Origin of the sequence: Rhodopirellula islandica (genome assembly GCF_001027925.1) — a bacterium.
Classification (GTDB): domain Bacteria; phylum Planctomycetota; class Planctomycetia; order Pirellulales; family Pirellulaceae; genus Rhodopirellula; species Rhodopirellula islandica.
On sequence record NZ_LECT01000055.1, the window covers coordinates 112,467 to 129,586 of the forward strand.

The following is a 17,120-nucleotide window of genomic DNA, read 5'->3' on the forward strand; positions in this document are numbered from 1 at the left end:
TCCAACGCTCTCTTTTCTCGCTTCGTCTCGTCATTCAGACTTTGCCATGCTCACGAGCCCATTCTCCATCCGATTGCTGCTCATCCCTGCCCTCGCCGTGCTGATGTCATTGCCGACACTGGCCCAGCCCCCTGGAAGAGGAGGTGAAGGCGGAGGTGGCCGTGGTGGTCGCGGTGGCGGTGGCGAACGCGGTGGTGGTGGCGAACGCGGTGGCGGCGGCGAACGCGGTGGCGGCGGCGAACGAGGTGGTGGCGGCGAACGAGGCGGAGGCGGCGGCCGCGGCGGTCCTGGTGGTGGCTTTGATCCCTCCAGCATGTTGTCTCGTTTGGATCGCAATGGAAACGGCACCTTGGATCCCGACGAGCAAGAAGGTCCGGCTGGATTCCTGATTCAACGCCTGGCATCGACCGACTCCAGCATCAAAGTGGGTTCGCCCATTCCGCTGTCCAAATTCAGCAGCGCCTTTGAAAAAATGCGAAAAGAACGCGAGGGAGGTGGCGACTCACGCGGCAACGACGACCGCCGAGGCGGCAGCAGTGGTTCCACAGACGAAATGGAATTGGAGATGCTGGTTCCCGGATTTGGCTTGGAAGTGGATCCAGTCTTGGTGCCCGGTTTTGGCCCCGCTGCTGAAATCATGGCGACCCCCACCACCGAAGAAGACCGCAAAAGCGCTCGCGAAACCTTGGGACGCTACGATCGCAACAAAGACGGCCAGCTTGGAAAAGATGAGATTTCGAGCCGGTTCTGGGGCAACCCAATGGACTTTGACCGCAACGGCGACGGCAAGCTCTCGGAAATGGAACTGGCAACCCGGCAAGCCGTTCGGAGAGGCAATGAAGAAGCTTCTCGCGACAATCGTCGTGATGACCGCGGCAGCAACGACGATGACAGTCGTGTCCCGGTCGAAGTCGATTTCGGCGGACGCAAGTCGTACCGGGTTCAAGAGGCAGGGACGGCGGAGGGAATGCCGAGCTTCTTCGCTCAACGCGACCTCAATCGCGACGGCCAAGTGTCAATGAATGAGTACACGAGCGAATGGAACACCGATCGCATCAAGGAATTTTATCGCTGGGATCAAAACCAAGACGGCGTGATCACTCAATCCGAAGTTCGCCAAGGCGTGAACGACGGTGCCGTCGCTACGGACGCTCCGACCGGACGTTCCATGGCGGGATCAGCATCCCCCAGCAATGCGAGTTCCAGTGGCAGCAGCTCATCCAGTTCGCCCGCGGCAGACGGTCCGCCGCCGTCGGAAAAACAACTGAAATACGCCGGGACCATCATCGGACGCTACGACAAAAACAACGACGGGGCGCTCACGGCAACCGAATGGAAATCGATGTTGCTCAGCCCTGCCGGAGCAGACGCCAATGGCGACGGACGTGTCACGGTGCAAGAATACGCACAGCAAATGTCCAACCGTTCGAAACGCTGAGGCGGAACCGGTTGAGCGTCACCGGACGACAGTGGTTGGTCAAACCAAAATTTGGTTCAACTCGTCGTTGATGGCCCGAGCTGAACGCAGGTTCTGGAACACGCACCCGCACTCGCACCGATCATCTTCCGTGCGACGCAACCAGATCACGGTCACAGTCCCGCTCACGCCCGAAGGCGTGCTGATCAGCAATCGTTCCGACGGGTCCACGTGACCGAGCAAGGTGATTCGCATGCCAGATGCGGAACAATCTTCCAGCACAACATCGTGAACCTCAGGCTTGCCGTGCGCTCGACGGACCTGCACGGGCATTCCGACCTGCATGCGTTCCTCTTCCCGGCGAGTGATCAACCCACCATCCACCATTCGGTCAATCAGATCCGAATCAATCGGCCGTCGAAAACGGAATCCGAAGGTGTTGGATCCAACCGAGGTCTGCTGGTTCCAGCAGAGGCGTCCAGCAACTTCCAATTCGATTCCCAACGTCGGCGCTTGAATACGAAGCACCGCGATGGTGACATTGGAATCTTCTCCCAGCTTCGCGCGCACGGCGCATCCGCCTTGGCTGAGATCCGCTAGTTGGCATTCGTATTCTTTCACGATGTCGTCGCGAAGAATCACCACCACTGCCTGCAACTGATCACGATGCTTTGCATGGAAGCGATCGCTCGCTCGGTTTTGGCCGTTTACATCACGCGTCATGAGGATTTGGAGAGGGTTTGAGAATCTTGGGGGGCAGAACCATCTGGGAAACCCTACGTCATGAAACTCCCGGGGGGGGCAAAATTCGCAGTCGCCGTGAACTTGTAACGATTTTGCCGCTTGTCCCACCGCTGCAACTGTTGTGATTCGATCGGAAGGCAAAATCATCACAACCGGACCGAGGGACCGCCCGATGACAAGGGTGTCGAACATCATCCCGCTGTTGATCGAGTCTTATGTTGCGTCCCATCCGTCATCGGTTTGTCCCCGCGAATTGCCGTGCTCACGGTGCGCAGCGACGGCGTTCCCGGATGCTCGCGATGTTTGGGTTGGCACCGCTGACCTTGTTGGTTTCGCCCGTTTTGGCTCAGACCACTCGCACCAACCAGTTCGTGTTGGGGACAACCGCCTCCTCCTCAGCAGGCGTCGCCGCCACGCCGGAGATTGCCACCGCTCGATTGATGCTGCCCCAATCGGACTCGTCGCTGGTCAAACAACCCGCTTCGGAAATGTCGGCTGATTTCTGGATGCCACCTTCAGCTTCCCCACCAACGGAAACCGCCGGATTCGCTGCGCACGCCCCCGTTGGGCCGAACCAGAACAGCTTCGAAACCTTCCAACCCGCAGGGCCGGAAACGGCGAAAACGTCCCGGCAACACACGGGTCATTCTGAAACCCAACCGATGCTGGGCCAACCCACACTGGCACCAGACGCGCTGCGAATCGCGATGCGTCCTGACGACCGCTCGCAAGCAACAACCGCTTGGGCAGCAGGACCATCACCGGCTTCCCCGGCGGAAAATGCGAGACCGAAACGTCTGCCCGCCGCGGGACCCTCGTCCAGCCAGACCGCGCAAACCACTCCCTTGCCACAACCACACCAGGAGTCCGTCGGTCAGAATCCCGTCAACCAACGCTTCATGGATGCGATCGCAAAACGACGAACCGAGGAACGCGCCAACGCCCCCGTCACTCCACCGGCCGCCGCATCCGGGATGTACTTGGCGACTCAAACGGCAAAATCCAAACTTGACGAAGCTTGGATTCACTTCCAACAAGCCGAGTTGGAGTACAGTTCCGCGGCCTACGCGTCGGCGGAAACCTCGGCCTGGAAAACACTGCACCTGGCTGCCGAAGCCATCGACTTGCACGATCAGCACACACGCTCTCGTTCCGCAATTGAGTCGGGACAAAGCATCACACCAGCACCTTCTCGCACCGCGGTTCAGCGACTGCAATCGGGAAGCGATGCCCTGAACGAGGCTCAAGACTTCGTCGGTCCCTATGCGACCAGTGCCCCTGAGTCCATCGCTCGCTTGGCTCGTTCCCACCGCACCCCAGTCGTTCGCGAAGGCCTTCCTCGTCGCGGTCGAAAAGCAAACGCCGCTTCGCAACCCAACTCGCAGTCCGCCCCCCAAGACAACCTGGGTTGGTACACCGAGATGTTGGTCGAGAGCTCCGAGGGCGGAACGTCGTCGATTCCCAATGCAACCGAAGCCATTGACCGGTACCTCGACTTGGCTCGCATGGAACTCAGTGAAGTGGCAGGGAAAAGCCTGCTGGCCGCTCAAGCCATGGACCTACTCGCTGCCATTCGACTTGGTCGTGGCGAGGAATCGCAGTTGCCCGGTCCATCCGCGATCTGTTTGCGAAGAGCGGCTGTGCAGGGCCAGAGCAACAACCCGGACCTGGTCGCCAAACTGGGACTCCACTTGGCCGATGTCGGCTTGGTCGAGGAAGCCAGTTGGGCACTCCAGCATTCACTGACGCTGCGTTATGACCCTCAAGTGTTGAGCAAACTCAATCAACTGCAAGCCATGACACCTTCCGCCACCACGGTCATGAAAGGGGCTCCCGTCCAATCGCAGGTCCAAACACGACGCACGCCTGACGTTGTCACGATGACCCCAGAACAATTCGCTTCGGTCTCCCGAAGCGTCATCCCGGGTCAAGGCCGACAGATGCAAACCGCCATCGGATCCACCCCCGCCAGAAACGTTGCTGGAACCACGACGGTCGAAGCTCAACCGGCCAGCTACCGCTTGATGAACACTCCGCCAGCCACGGCAGCATTGGGACAAATCAATTCGAATCCCCAACCGAACTCGACTGGACCTTCCGATCCTCCCGAACCACCGACGCGAAACAGTTCCCGTTTCTTGCCTCAACTCAAAAAGTGGTGGTAAGACCATGAGCTTGATTCTCGCTCCGTCATTGTTCATCTCGACTCCGACCTTGTCGTCCGATCGTGCATCCTCGTTGCTCCGAAACAGCACCCGATGCATTGCTGCCGGAATGATGATCGCTTGGTCGTTGTTGCAACTGCCCGGCGTCCAAGCACAAGTGCGTTCGGGTGAGCTGCTGCCAGCCACCAACGCTCAACGCGTGCCGGTTCCGACGCTGACAACCGTCCCCCATGTTTCCACCTACGGGCCCTGCGGATCCTGTGGCACGCACTTGGTGCAAACAATGGAAGGTTACGGTTGCCCCAAGTGCATGCTGGGCGTCGACTGCGCCACCGCATGCGGCAGCGAGGCTCGTTGGCAAGACATGAAGCCGATGGACTTCGACAAGTATGGACCGGGTGGCTACACCGGCCCGGCTCGCATGCGTCATTTGGCGAAATACCATGTTCGCCCCGGTGATCAGCTGCAAATGGTGTACTTGGTCACACGCCGCCAAAATGCGGGTCAGTACCGGCTGATGCCCGGGGACCAAGTTTCCATCGAATCCATCGCGGACGAAGACCTGGACCGAGGAACGCTCGATAGCGGACTGCTGATTCAACCCGACGGAACCATCACGGTGCGTCTGCTCGGACAAGTCCAAGCGGCCGGATTGACCGTGCCGGGACTGCGTGAATTGCTGGAACGCGAATACAAGGCGTTCTACGATGATCCCGCCATTGATGTCACGCCGGTTCGCACCAACACCTTGGCCGAGGACATCCGAGCCGCAGTTGGTGGACTGGGCGGCTTCACCGCGCAAGCGATCACGACAACCGTCATGCCGGATGGGCATGTGCGACTGCCGGGAATCGGTCAAGTCAGCGTGCAAGGCTTCACGTTGGAACAACTCAAACGAGAAGTCAACCTTCGCTACGCAGAAGTCGTGGTGGGGTTGGAAGTCGAACCCATTCTCACTCAGCAAGCACCCCACTTTGTGTATGTGCTCGGACAAGTCGGCCAACCTGGGCGATTGGAAATCACCACCCCCACCACCGTGCTCGGCGCAATCGCCTCCTCCGGCGGGCACCTGCCAGAAGGCAACCTCCGACAAGTCATCGTGTTCCGCCGGGCTGAAGATTGGCGAATGATCAGCACGATGCTGGACCTCAACGGAGCCATCCGCGGGAAACGTCCCACGCCTGCCGATGAAATTTGGGTCCGCGATGGCGACGTGATCGTGATCCCCGATCGCCCGATCACCGTCTTCGGTGACTTTGTGCGTCAAGTCTTCACCGAAGGCGTCTACGGCATCGTCCCATTCGGCGGATTCTCCATCACCCAAGACGTCGGGAATTAGTCGCTTCTAGCTTCTAGCTTCTAGCTTCTAGCTTCTAGCTTCTAGCTCGTACTCGCCACTCGCCACTCGCCACTCGCCTACTCGCCTACTCGCCTACTCGCCTACTCAGGTGGCGTGTCGATCAGTGGGTCGAATCGGTTCCAGCATCGCACCAAGACCCAACCGGCCAACGCGGCGACGCTCCAGACGGCGAACAGGGTCCCTGCAAACGCAGCGGGCCCCACCCAAAACGATGGCAACAGGCGTTCGCACATCATCACGTAGCTGATCAGCCCGATCGGAGCGATGGCCAGCATCACCCCTTTCCATAGGAACGTGATCTTGGCCCGGATCACCATCGCGATGCCTTGAGCATGCACGTGATGCGGGAACGCCAAGAACAAGGCGTTCTCAACGGCAAAGGTCACGACCGCGAGCGACGGCAGTGCCATGAACAACCAAATCGTTTGCCATTTGGGTGGCGCCGCGATCCAAGCCCCCAGTGCCAGCGTGCTCCATTGGAACAACACCGTGATCGCGACCGGCACGCTGAGCATGCCCACGCACATCGCGACATTTCCCAGCGGCAAAGATCGCACCAAGAACATTCGTTTCAGATCACGTCGAAAGTCAATCTGCAGCGCCGGCGGAGCCAGCAACAACGAACTGAGCGCTATCCCGCCAATCACAAACACCCACTGCTTGGTCGTTTGGTCCGTCAACAAGGGCGAGAGAGAAAGCGCCATTGGGATCGCAAAACTGACAATCACGTTGGGCAAGTAGCGGCGAACGCATTGCAATTGTCGAACGACCAATCCCGACATCCCACGAGCGCGTTCCGGCAACCATTTGGCCAATGCGTCCCCAAATCGTTGAGTCCATGTGACTCGCAGCGACCGCGAGACGTCATCCAACGCCCCCGTTTTTCCTTGGATCACGTTGCTTTCCATCCATCGCAATCGTTGCCGTTCGGTTTCAGTCCGGCGACGGGTTGACCAAGCATCCACGCGAACCAGTGTCTCCGCCAGCGCCAAAATGACTGCGACCGCGAGCATTGTCATCAACGTCAACGAGACCGACGGCGCCAGCGATCCGAACATCGACCAAGGTTCGGCAGATGCCACCGAGGCGGCCGGCAACAGAGCAAACGCCATGATCTGAATCCAGGCTGATCCCGCGTAGTGCCCCACTTCGGACATCGCCGACAACACATAAATCACAGGGTCGCTGCCCGGCGGTGTGGATTGCCAAATTTGCACCCCGAGCTGGAACACCATCGCCAACCCAACCACCAAACTGATCGCGCAACCCAGTCGCCGTTCGCTGGGACGCAGCGCATCGATGCCATGGGTGATCACCCGCCGAATCATTTCCAATGCGATCAGCGCCAAACAAACTCCCGCCAACAACAGCGGCAGAAATTCCGCGTCTCTCCAAAGCACCACGCCAAGCAAAGCCGTCTTGGCAAGCGCCGACGGAATCGCTGACATCGCTTCTCGCAGCACCATCGTGCGGCGAGAGACCGGGCCACCGCCCAACCACAATCGATCCGCGGCCGTCCAGGTTTCCGCATCGGGTTCCAGCGATGGCTTGGCCCACAAGTGTTTGACGGTGTGATACATCGCGTACAACACCATCCCACCAGACAACCACAATCGCAGTTGTTCCGGGTCGTTGGCTTCGCGACGCGACAGCAGCGTCAGTCCGGCCAACAGATACAAGGACACGAACGCGATGGAAAGCAAGGATGCAATCGCTTGGCGAGGCGAAAACATCCGCTTCCAAAATCGCTTCACTCGAAAACGGACCTGTGCCCGCGACAAGTATCGCAATCCATCGAGGGAATGGTCTGGCAACAGCCAGTCCCCCAGACCGTTCGCCTGGCCAACGCGTTCGGAAGTGAATCCGGATGCACTCATGACACGTTGGTCACGGACGATGGAGGTACTGTGCTCGTGGGCACGGGACGGATCGGTGCTCCAACGGATTTCGGTTCAAGGTTCGGCATCTGAAAACTTGGAGGCGCTGCCATCACCTGGGTGTCGTCCGCATGGTTCGCCTCGGCCTTGGCAGCCGGCTTCATCGCTGCGAAAAACGCTTCTTCCAATGAGTTCGTTTCCGGAAACTCGTTTCGCAATCCGGCTGTAGTCCCGTGATATCGGACCAGACCATTTTGAAGCAGCCATACTTGGTCGCAGACATCACCGATCATTGCCAACAAATGGCTGCTGACAATCACCGTGCGGCCACTGCGGACAAACTCTCGCACCGATTCCAACAGCACGCGAATGCCGGGCGGGTCGAGCCCCGTCAAAGGTTCGTCCAACAACAGAACTTGAGGTTGGATCAGGTAGGCGCACGCGACCGCCAATTTTTGCCGCATGCCTCGCGACAAAGAAGTCACCATCGCGTCGTATTTGCTGAGCAATTCAAATCGCTCCAGCAGATCAATGGCGGTGCGTCGGTGATCTTCGATTTGGTACAACCGGGCGATGAAGTCCAGATGCTCACCCACTGTCAGGTCGTCAAACAATGGCGGATCGTCCGGCACGTACGCAATTGTTCTCTTGTGACGCACGGGGTCAGAATCGGGTGAAAATCCGTTGATTCGGATCTCGCCGGCAGTGGCCGGCAACAGCCCCGCCATGCACCGCAAGGTCGTCGTTTTGCCCGCACCATTGGGGCCGACCAATCCGCAGACAACCCCAGCCGGGATCGACACCGTCACGTCCTTGACGGCAATCGTATCGTCATAAAGCTTTTGTAAATGTATCAGCTCGATCATCGGCCGGTGCCAGGTCAGGGAAGAATGCCTCTGAGTGACGCTACCCCACGCAGGGCGTCCCCGTGGTGAACCTTCGTCCTGGAACCTGCCTCGTTTCCCTCCTCCGGACCGACTGTGCGTGTTGGCGCGATTACGAATGTGTTTGCCGTCCTCGCGGTGCTCCGGTACAGCGTCGCTCGTCCAAGCTCGATCGCCCCGCATGACCTACTCTGAAACGTCCACTCCTGTTGTTTTTGAATGTCTTTGAATTCCTCCCGACCGATCTCCTCGCCGTATGCTTCCGTCGTCGTCGACGCGGGTCAGCCATCGCCGACGGCTGGACGTTCCGCCTGGGAACCGCTGCGTCAACCAATGTTCCGAATGTTCTGGATCGCCTCCCTGGCATCCAATTTGGGAACCTGGATCCACGAGGTCGGTGCCGGGTGGTTGATGACGACCCTGGACGCGACCCCCGAGATGGTCGCCGCCGTTCGAACCTCGATGGCGTTGCCGATTGTGTTCCTGGCGATCCCCGCCGGTGTGGTCGCGGATCGAATTGACAAACGTCACCTGCTGATCGGAACCCAATCGATCCTGCTGTTCATCACCGCGATGCTGGCGGTCAGCACCGCCACCGGTGTCATCACCGCTTGGGGCTTGCTTGCGATGACCTTCGTGATTGGATTGGGAATGGTGTTGCACGTTCCGACCTGGCAATCCGCCATCCCGGAATTGGTCCCGCGTTGGCAGATCAGCCGGGCCGTGGGATTGGGCAGCATCAGTTTCAATCTCGCTCGCGCGGTCGGCCCCGCAATCGGAGGCGTTCTGATCGCCGTGCTTGGAATCTGGAGCACGTTCGCGATCAACGCCATCTCATTTGCAGGTGTGCTGACGGTGTTGATCCGCTGGAAACGGCACACGACCGAGACCAGTCGTGGTCGATCGTTCCTGTCTTCCATGCGACAAGGCATTCGTTATGTCATTTTGAAACGAACGATGCGGCATGTGATGTTGGGCGTGGTTCTGTTTGTGTTGCCCGGCAGTGCCCTGTGGTCGTTGATGCCGCTGTACGCCAAGACCGCGTTGGGCTGGGGGGCCCAAGGGTTTGGAATCTTGGTCGCGATGGTTGGAATCGGAGCCGTCGTCGGAGCCTCCATGTTGCCGCGTGTTCGCTCGCACATGGGGTCTGATCGCACGATTGCCGCTGCGATGACGCTGTATGCGATTGGCATGCTGACATTGAGCGCCGAACCCGCGTGGCCGATCCTGCTGTTGGCCACGCTCATGATGGGATGCGGTTGGATGGCGACCCTCACCACTCTGAACGCCACCGCCCAAATCACCTTGCCGAGTCGCCTGCGAGCCCGCGGCATGGGCTGCTACCTCACGATGATGGCTGGCTCGATGTCGCTCGGATCGTTCATTTGGGGACAAACCGCCGGGGCCATCGGCATGCCAGGCGCGATGCTGGCTTCCGGAATCACCATGATCGTGACCGCCATGATCAGCCTGCTGTTTCCCCTCGCCGCATCGCTGGACGACGCCTGAGCGCCGTTGGCATTGAGCACCACGCAACGTAGGCCAGGTCTTACCTGGCCTGACGAATCGGTGTGCATTGGGGAGGGATGGGAAAGTTTTGTCATAGCTTTGGTCGTGTCTCTGAAGGCGTGAAACAGACGCCCTTGGGGCCGTGACACTCTCCACAGGTGATCGCAGCGTTGGGCTGGAAACAGGTGGGATGGTGGGGATTGCGACGGCGCGCCTTCTTTCCCGGAGGGAATGCAGAGGGTAGCCGGCGGTCGAGCGAAGCGAACACCGCCGGGAAGCCCCCCGATCACGAGGTTGACCCTGAAGGGGTCGAAGATTTTTACGGCCGAGTTTTCTACGACACCCTTCGGGGCCGACGCCGCAATCTTTTGTCGCTGTCCGGTGGTTTTCGCTCTGCTCGACCACCGGCTACCGTCTGTGACCACTTCGTGGCCTCACTCGCGAACGCGAGACCCTGTGAAACCCGAGCAAAATGCGACCACCTGGATTGGACCGCTTACCAGCGATTCGTCAGGCCAGGTACAACCTGGCCTACATCATGCCTCCAACCGATCCGCTCGCGGTTTAGCTCATCGCAAGATCGATACAACGCGAATCACTCCGGCGGTTGCGGGTAGGTCTTCTTTGCCCAAGCCGCAGCGCCGAGCACGCCGGCGTCGTCCCCCAGCTTGGCAGGTTTGACCTCAAAGCGATCTTTGTAGACCGGCATCACGCATTCGCGAGCGGTCTTGCGGACGGTGCTGACGATCAAGTCCTCCATCGCTTCGACCAAACCACCGCCCAAGATGATGGTGTCAGGGCAAAGCAGATTGACGACGTTGGCGACCCCATAGCCAATCGTGACGCTGGCAGATTCCACCAACGCTTTGATGGCTTTGTCACCATTCTTGATCGAGTCCGCCAGGGCTCCGCTACGGATATCGGCCAAGTCCGTCCCGGCGTCCTTGAGCAAGGCGGGGGCTTCCCCTCGATACGCGGTCTTGGCCGCTTCCGAGGCGATTGTCAATCGACTGGCTTCCGCTTCCAACGTCCCTGTCATGCTGCTGCCGCTCAAACGCGTGCCGCTGCTGACCCGTGTGTGCCCGATCTCCATGCAGGAGATTCCGGCACCATGCAGAATCTGGCCCTCGTAGACGCAGCCGCCGCCGATGCCCGTTCCTGGGAACACGCCGACCGCACAGCGACTGCCCTTCGCCGCACCGAACAGAAACTCACCGTACACGCCCGCGTCAACATCATTGAGCACCGTCGCGGGACAATCAAATTCCTTCTCCAGGAAAGATTGAATATCGACGTCGTCCCAACCCAAGTTGGGCGTCATCAAAATGCGTCCCTTCTTCAAATCAATCGGCCCGGGACAACCAATCCCAATGCCAGCGATCCGGTCAACATCCAGATCATTCTCATCAAGCAATCGTTGAATCGTCGAACCAATCCGAGCGATGCCACTGTCGGAACCTTCCCGACCGCGAGTCTTGCGGCGGCGGCGTCCGAGTTCTTTGAATTCGTGGTCGTAAGCAACAGCCAGCATTTTGGTGCCGCCGAGATCAAAACCGATCCAGATGTCTTTCAAGGGAGATTCCATGGGTTGATTGTAAACGGCGACAGACACACGAACGGTTTCGATCCTCGGACGACGCGTAAAGCTGTTGTCCGACGATCCAATCCCATCCGCCTGCGTTACTTTTTCGCTTTCAATTTCAAAATGTCGTTGGCAACGGCTTCCAGTTGCGTTTGCAAACCAGCCAACGACTCTCGTTCCTTTTGCACAATATCGGCAGGAGCCCGGCTGACAAAGCTTTCGTTCGAAAGTTTATTTTGCTTGCCCGTGATTTGCCCCGTTAGTTGCCCCTGAAGCTTTTCCAGACGCGCCAACTCCGCTTCCACGTCGATGAATTTCTCCAGGTCCACGTGAACATCCACGTCCACATCGGGCAACGCCAAGTGAGCGTCGGTCTCGAAAGCCGTCGTGTCGGGACCGATGGATTGCACCTCCGCCCCCGCCAACGCTTCGAAGTACGCCGTCATCGGTTGCAGCAGTTCTTTCGAGGACTCACTGCAACGAATCGCGGCGGGAACCGTCTCTTTCGGAGCAATGTTTTGGCTCGCTCGGATCTGACGAATGGCAGCCACAATCTGCTGGAACTCGCTGAACTGACGTTCGATCTGTGAATCGTGATGCGACTCTTCGGCCACCGGGAAACTCGCCGTCATCACAAACGGGCCGACTTCCACTGGTGCAGGAACACCGCGTTTGGGTGCGATCTGGCCCAGATGGCTCCACACCGATTCGGTCACGAACGGCATGATCGGGTGCAACAATCGCAGCAACTGATCCAAACCATGTGCGATCACGTTCTGTGCGATCTGACGCTGTGAATCATCCGACAACCGAGGCTTGGCGATCTCCACATAGAAACTGCAGAACTCGTCCCAAGCGAAGTCGTACAACACGCGAGCAGCTTCCCCGAATTGGTAACGCTCGATCGCGTCGCCAACGGTTTGCGTCACCGTCGACAAACGCGACAGCAACCAACGGTCTTCGATTGGAAGCGAGGCCACATCGAGGGACGTCGGCTCGAAACCATCCAGGTTCATCATCACGAATCGCGACGCGTTCCATAGTTTGTTCACGAAGTTGCGAGCCGTCTCAAATCGCTCGCTCACCACCGCGGCTTTCGGCAACGCCTTGTCCGCCTCGGTTTCTGCCCACTGAGTCGAGAAACGTTTGCCGCACGCGGGGCAATCCATCGACGGCAGGGCTCGGTTCTTCTTCGTTTGATCAATCAGCTTTTCGCACGACGGGCACTCGTACTGCACGGGCATCCGTACGTCTTGCGTTTCGGTCGCCAAACGAGCCAAACCGAAACGCAACGCGTCGGGACCAAACTTGTCGATCACATCGATCGGGTCCACGCCGTTGCCTTTGGATTTGCTCATCGTCTCACCAAGACCATCCAGAATCTTGGGGTGAATGAACACTTCGCTGAACGGAACCTCGCCCACGTTGTTCAGCCCCATCAACACCATTCGCGCCACCCACAACGTCAGGATGTCTCGCGACGTGATCAGCGTGGACGTGGGATAGAACTTGGCGAGCTCCGGTGTTTGCGCGGGCCACCCCAGTGTGCTGTGCGGCCACAGAGCAGAACTGAACCAGGTGTCCAGCACATCGGGATCTTGTTGCAAACCAAGCGATTCCACATCGGCTTCCACCGTTTCGTCTTCACTGCGGATGCAAACGAAGACCGCTTTGGTCGGTTCGCCCGAGGCATCGACTCCGTCTGAATCGATCCGCTGTGCGATTTGGTCGGGATGCCGCTCGCCCAACTTCTCCAGGTCGCTGGACAGTTCGTTGGCCTCGGTTTGCGACAGACCGCCTTTGGACCAGATCGGAATTCGGTGTCCCCACCACAATTGACGACTGACAGGCCAATCGCGTTTTTCGCTGAGCCAATCCAGGTATCCCTTGCGGTAACGTGCGGGGAAAATCTGAACGCGTTCATCGCTGACCGCGTCCATCGCGGACTGAGCCAGTTCGTCCATCGCCACAAACCACTGATCGGCCAGGTAAGGCTCAATCGGAGTCTTGCTGCGATCGCTGTGTGGCAATTCGATGTCGCGATCCTCGATGTCGCCCATCAACCCCAGTTCCTCCAGCGCAGCCACCACGGCCTTGCGAGCCTTCGGAATCGTCAGGCCAGCGAACTGGCCGCCTTCGCCATTGAGCGTGCCATCCGAATTCAGGATGTTGATCATCGGCAGGTCCTGCCGGATCCCCACTTCGTAATCGTTTGGGTCGTGTGCGGGCGTGATCTTCACGCAGCCGCTGCCCATCTCGGGCTTGGCCCACTCATCCGCCACCAAATCAATTTCGCGATCGACCAGCGGCAACATCAACTTGCGACCATCCGCCGCCATGTCGCGAAGCTGAATCAGTTCTGGCAAACGATTCTCGCGACGTTGCTGCAACGCCTCAAGTTGCTTGTTCAGTTCCGCCGTTTCCTTTTCATTGGCACTTCCCAACTTTTCACGCAGGTCAGCTTCGATCGCATCCAGGGCAGCCGCGGGATCGGGGTGCACCGCCACTGCGGTGTCGCCCAACATCGTTTCGGGTCGCGTCGTCGCGATCGTCACGAACTCAGGTTCCCCCGGCTTCGGATCGATCACTGGGTAACGGAAGTGATAGAAGTGACCTTTCTTGGTCTCGTTGAAAACCTCGTCATCACTGACTGCGGTCTGCAAAAACGTGTCCCAGTTCACCAAACGCTTGCCACGATAAATGCGACGTTTGCCGAACAAATCAAAGAAGGTGGCTCGCACGGCAGCCGCACAAACGGGATCGAGCGTGAATCGCAATCGTTCCCAGTCACAACTCGTGCCCATCCGCTTGAGTTGGCCCAAGATGCGTTCTTCGTATTGGTCTTTCCATTGCCAAATCCGCTCGACCAACGCTTCCCGGCCAAGGTCATGCCGCGTCTTGTTCTCTTGCTCTTTCAGACGTCGTTCCACCACCGCTTGCGTTGCGATCCCGGCGTGGTCGGTTCCTGGCATCCACAGCGTTTCAAAACCCTGCATACGTTTGCGGCGAACCACGATGTCTTGCAACGTGTTGTTCAGCCCATGCCCCAGGTGCAACGCACCGGTCACGTTGGGCGGCGGAATCACCACCGAAAACGGCGGCTTGCTGGATTCTGGGTCAGCGTGCGAACACTTGGCATCGGCCCACGCCTGAGCGATCTTGTCGGCTTCTTCAGCGTGTTCGAATCGAGTTGGAATTTCGGACATGAAAACAAAACGTCAACAGAGGTGGTTTGGATGGGCGGCGAACATCCTGGTTGCGCCGCGAAAATCATGACTCAGCGTTTGCTGGACTGGTTCGGACGATCAAGCTTCGCTGCGGTGCAATTTGTACTCAACGCTATCGACCAAGGCTTGCCAACTGGCTTCGATGATGTTGTCACTGACACCAATCGTTCCCCAAGTCTCTTTGCCATCGGTGCTCTCGATATTGACTCGGATCGATGCCGCCGTGCCGCTGCCGGAATCGACCACGCGAACTTTGTAGTCGATCAGCGAAATTTCACTGAGCACCGGATACGCTCCCGCCAAGGCTTTCCGCAATCCCGCATCGAGTGCGTTGACCGGTCCATGACCTTCTGCGGCATCAAACCACAGCGTGTCACCGACCTGCAACTTGATGATCGCTTCGGCAAAGGCCACTTGGCTCTTCACATCGCGATCACCGGCAACAACTCGGAATTTGATCGTTTCAAAGTGAGGACGGAATGTCCCGGCCACCCGGCGAACCAACAGATCAAACGACGCGGTCGCGGACTCAAATTGGTAGCCACGATTTTCCAATCGCACGACCTCGGCCAAGATCTTGTTTTGAAGTTCTTTGTCGTCGCCCAGATTGTACTTTCCGGCGATCGCTTCGATGTTGCTGCGTCCGGACAACTCGCTCACGAGAATCCGACGCTCGTTGCCGACCAACGCGGGATCAATGTGTTCGTAAGTGCTGGCGGCCTTGTTGATGGCATGCACGTGCATGCCGCCTTTGTGAGCGAAGGCGCTTTGACCGACAAACGGTTGATTGTTGCGCCACTGCAAATTCGCAGTCTCGTAGACAAATCGTGACAGTTCCGTCAGTTGTTTCAGCGGTCTGCCACCCAGGACGGTTGTGTTCTCTTTCTTGAGTGCCAAGTTCGCAATCACAGCGATCAAGTCGACGTTGCCACAACGCTCTCCGATGCCATTGATCGTGCCTTGCACCTGAGTCGCACCGACATCGACGGCGGCCAATGAGTTCGCCACCGCGAGCTCACAATCGTTGTGACAGTGAATCCCAATCTCAACGTCGTAAGCCGACATCGCTTCTTTCGCGATTCGGGTCACCTCCGCCACTCGTTCCGGCAGCGTGCCACCGTTGGTGTCACACAACGCCAACCACTTGGCCCCCGACGCGGCCGCAGCCTGCAGCGTTTTGATCGCGTACTCCGGATTGGCGTTGTACCCATCAAAGAAGTGTTCGGCGTCGTAGATCAGTTCACTGTGTCCGGCCAAAAACTCCGCCGACTCACCGATCATCGCCAGGTTTTCATCCAGCGATGCACGCAGCACCTCGGTGACATGAAAATCCCATGTTTTGCCAACCAACGTGCAACACGGCGTCTTCGCAGCGACCAAGGCCTGCATGCCCGGATCGTCTTCGGCTTTCATCGATCGCCGGCGCGTCATTCCAAAGGCACAGACCTTGGATTTTCCCAGATCATGTTTGCGGATTTGTTCAAAGAACGCGACGTCTTTTTCGTTGCTCAGCGGGTAACCGCCTTCGATGAATTCAATGCCAATTTCAGCCAACCGAACCGCAATGTTCAGTTTGTCTTGCAGTGAAAAACTCACGCCTTCGCCCTGCGAGCCGTCTCGCAAGGTGGTGTCGTAGATCAAGACCGGTTGGGCCGACGAAGTGGCACTCATGTAGCTGATTCAGGTGGGGGATGAAATCAAAGAACAGGGAAATCGGTGAGACGATCGCAGCTTGGGAAGGCATCGCAGGTTGCGATCCTGATCAACGCGTCTCCGTCGAATTTTCAATCACGCGAGGCGATTGGTACGGGTTCGCTGACGTTGCCGCGGAGGATGAAAGGGGGTCCTCATCCGATGCCGCAGAAATCGATGCGTCCGGAACGGCCGTCGTTTCGTGGTCGTCCGTCGACAAATTTGTTTCTGGTGGCGGTTGCTCCAGATTCACGCTTTGGCTCTTTCGTTCGCGCCGTTTGCGAACCCAAATCATCGCCATCAACGCGAACACCAAGCACACAACCGTCATTGCAACGACCAACCGAAATGACAGCGGGTTGATGTCTTCCCCCGCCGCCCGCTCAACCATCAAAACCACAAATCGAATCGCACCACAACCAAAACCAAGCATCCCCAGCGTCAACGCGACCACCGTTGCACTCATGCGTCGATGCGGGTTCAGCCCCACCACGCCCAAGAACAACAGCGGGATGCCAAACATCATCGGGACGAACTGCGTGTAGCTTTTTTCCGTCGTCACGCTGAGTGCGGCCACCGTCAGTCCACACAGGACCAGCCCGAAGAAAATTCCGATTCTGGCCATGGTTGTTTCAGGTGCCCGCCGCGATTGGACATACGTGT

Annotated in this window: 11 protein-coding genes; 4 read left to right on the forward strand and 7 right to left on the reverse strand. The window is 58.4% G+C overall.

Translation table 11 applies throughout. The features are described from left to right. The first annotated feature begins 46 nt into the window (after window positions 1–46). Window positions 47–1,438 (forward strand): hypothetical protein, encoded by a 1,392-nt coding sequence (locus RISK_RS27565; RefSeq protein WP_047817542.1) that lies wholly within the window; start codon window positions 47–49, stop codon window positions 1,436–1,438. A 39-nt stretch (window positions 1,439–1,477) separates the two neighbouring features. On the opposite strand, the gene RISK_RS27570 is transcribed toward RISK_RS27565, so the two are convergent. Then, complete coding sequence (locus RISK_RS27570) at window positions 1,478–2,140, reverse strand: PilZ domain-containing protein (protein WP_047817543.1); 663 nt, start codon at window positions 2,138–2,140, stop codon at window positions 1,478–1,480. Between the two features lie 236 nt (window positions 2,141–2,376). Here RISK_RS27570 and RISK_RS27575 point away from each other — a divergent pair, with 236 nt between their 5' ends. Next, window positions 2,377–4,326, forward strand: a complete 1,950-nt coding sequence (locus tag RISK_RS27575; RefSeq protein WP_236696778.1) for a hypothetical protein — start codon at window positions 2,377–2,379, stop codon at window positions 4,324–4,326. Between the two features lie 109 nt (window positions 4,327–4,435). Beyond that, a complete protein-coding gene (locus RISK_RS27580; RefSeq protein ID WP_315852670.1) occupies window positions 4,436–5,665 on the forward strand; it encodes a polysaccharide biosynthesis/export family protein in 1,230 nt (409 codons plus the stop codon). 101 nt (window positions 5,666–5,766) lie between these two features. Here the strand turns inward: RISK_RS27580 and RISK_RS27585 are convergent, their stop codons facing one another. Then, a complete protein-coding gene (locus tag RISK_RS27585; protein WP_047817544.1) occupies window positions 5,767–7,563 on the reverse strand; it encodes a hypothetical protein in 1,797 nt (598 codons plus the stop codon). Beyond that, window positions 7,560–8,429, reverse strand: a complete 870-nt coding sequence (locus tag RISK_RS27590; protein ID WP_047817545.1) for an ABC transporter ATP-binding protein — start codon at window positions 8,427–8,429, stop codon at window positions 7,560–7,562. The genes RISK_RS27585 and RISK_RS27590 overlap by 4 nt, the downstream gene beginning before the upstream one ends. Window positions 8,430–8,666: 237 nt before the next feature. On the opposite strand from RISK_RS27590, the gene RISK_RS27595 reads away from it, so the two are divergent. Next, complete coding sequence (locus RISK_RS27595; RefSeq protein WP_047817546.1) at window positions 8,667–9,956, forward strand: MFS transporter; 1,290 nt, start codon at window positions 8,667–8,669, stop codon at window positions 9,954–9,956. A gap of 595 nt (window positions 9,957–10,551) precedes the next feature. On the opposite strand, the gene RISK_RS27600 is transcribed toward RISK_RS27595, so the two are convergent. The 4 genes from RISK_RS27600 to RISK_RS27615 all read right to left on the reverse strand — a co-directional run bounded on the left by RISK_RS27600 (window position 10,552) and on the right by RISK_RS27615 (window position 17,082). Beyond that, window positions 10,552–11,529 (reverse strand): ROK family protein, encoded by a 978-nt coding sequence (locus RISK_RS27600; RefSeq protein WP_047817604.1) that lies wholly within the window; start codon window positions 11,527–11,529, stop codon window positions 10,552–10,554. 107 nt (window positions 11,530–11,636) lie between these two features. Then, window positions 11,637–14,744: a valine--tRNA ligase gene (locus RISK_RS27605; protein ID WP_047817547.1), complete on the reverse strand. Its 3,108-nt coding sequence runs from the start codon at window positions 14,742–14,744 to the stop codon at window positions 11,637–11,639. 99 nt (window positions 14,745–14,843) lie between these two features. Beyond that, a complete protein-coding gene (gene cimA / locus RISK_RS27610; protein ID WP_047817548.1) occupies window positions 14,844–16,436 on the reverse strand; it encodes a citramalate synthase in 1,593 nt (530 codons plus the stop codon). Window positions 16,437–16,527: 91 nt separating this feature from the next. Then, window positions 16,528–17,082, reverse strand: a complete 555-nt coding sequence (locus tag RISK_RS27615; RefSeq protein ID WP_047817605.1) for an MFS transporter — start codon at window positions 17,080–17,082, stop codon at window positions 16,528–16,530. Window positions 17,083–17,120 lie beyond the last annotated feature (38 nt).

Bases quoted from the DNA above. Each gene is read 5' to 3' on its own strand.
- RISK_RS27565 (WP_047817542.1), top strand. From the start codon at position 47: ATGCTCACGAGCCCATTCTCCATCCGATTGCTGCTCATCCCTGCCCTC.
- RISK_RS27570 (WP_047817543.1), bottom strand. From the start codon at position 2,140: ATGACGCGTGATGTAAACGGCCAAAACCGAGCGAGCGATCGCTTCCAT.
- RISK_RS27575 (WP_236696778.1), top strand. From the start codon at position 2,377: ATGTTGCGTCCCATCCGTCATCGGTTTGTCCCCGCGAATTGCCGTGCT.
- RISK_RS27580 (WP_315852670.1), top strand. From the start codon at position 4,436: ATGATGATCGCTTGGTCGTTGTTGCAACTGCCCGGCGTCCAAGCACAA.
- RISK_RS27585 (WP_047817544.1), bottom strand. From the start codon at position 7,563: ATGAGTGCATCCGGATTCACTTCCGAACGCGTTGGCCAGGCGAACGGT.
- RISK_RS27590 (WP_047817545.1), bottom strand. From the start codon at position 8,429: ATGATCGAGCTGATACATTTACAAAAGCTTTATGACGATACGATTGCC.
- RISK_RS27595 (WP_047817546.1), top strand. From the start codon at position 8,667: ATGTCTTTGAATTCCTCCCGACCGATCTCCTCGCCGTATGCTTCCGTC.
- RISK_RS27605 (WP_047817547.1), bottom strand. From the start codon at position 14,744: ATGTCCGAAATTCCAACTCGATTCGAACACGCTGAAGAAGCCGACAAG.
- cimA (WP_047817548.1), bottom strand. From the start codon at position 16,436: ATGAGTGCCACTTCGTCGGCCCAACCGGTCTTGATCTACGACACCACC.
- RISK_RS27615 (WP_047817605.1), bottom strand. From the start codon at position 17,082: ATGGCCAGAATCGGAATTTTCTTCGGGCTGGTCCTGTGTGGACTGACG.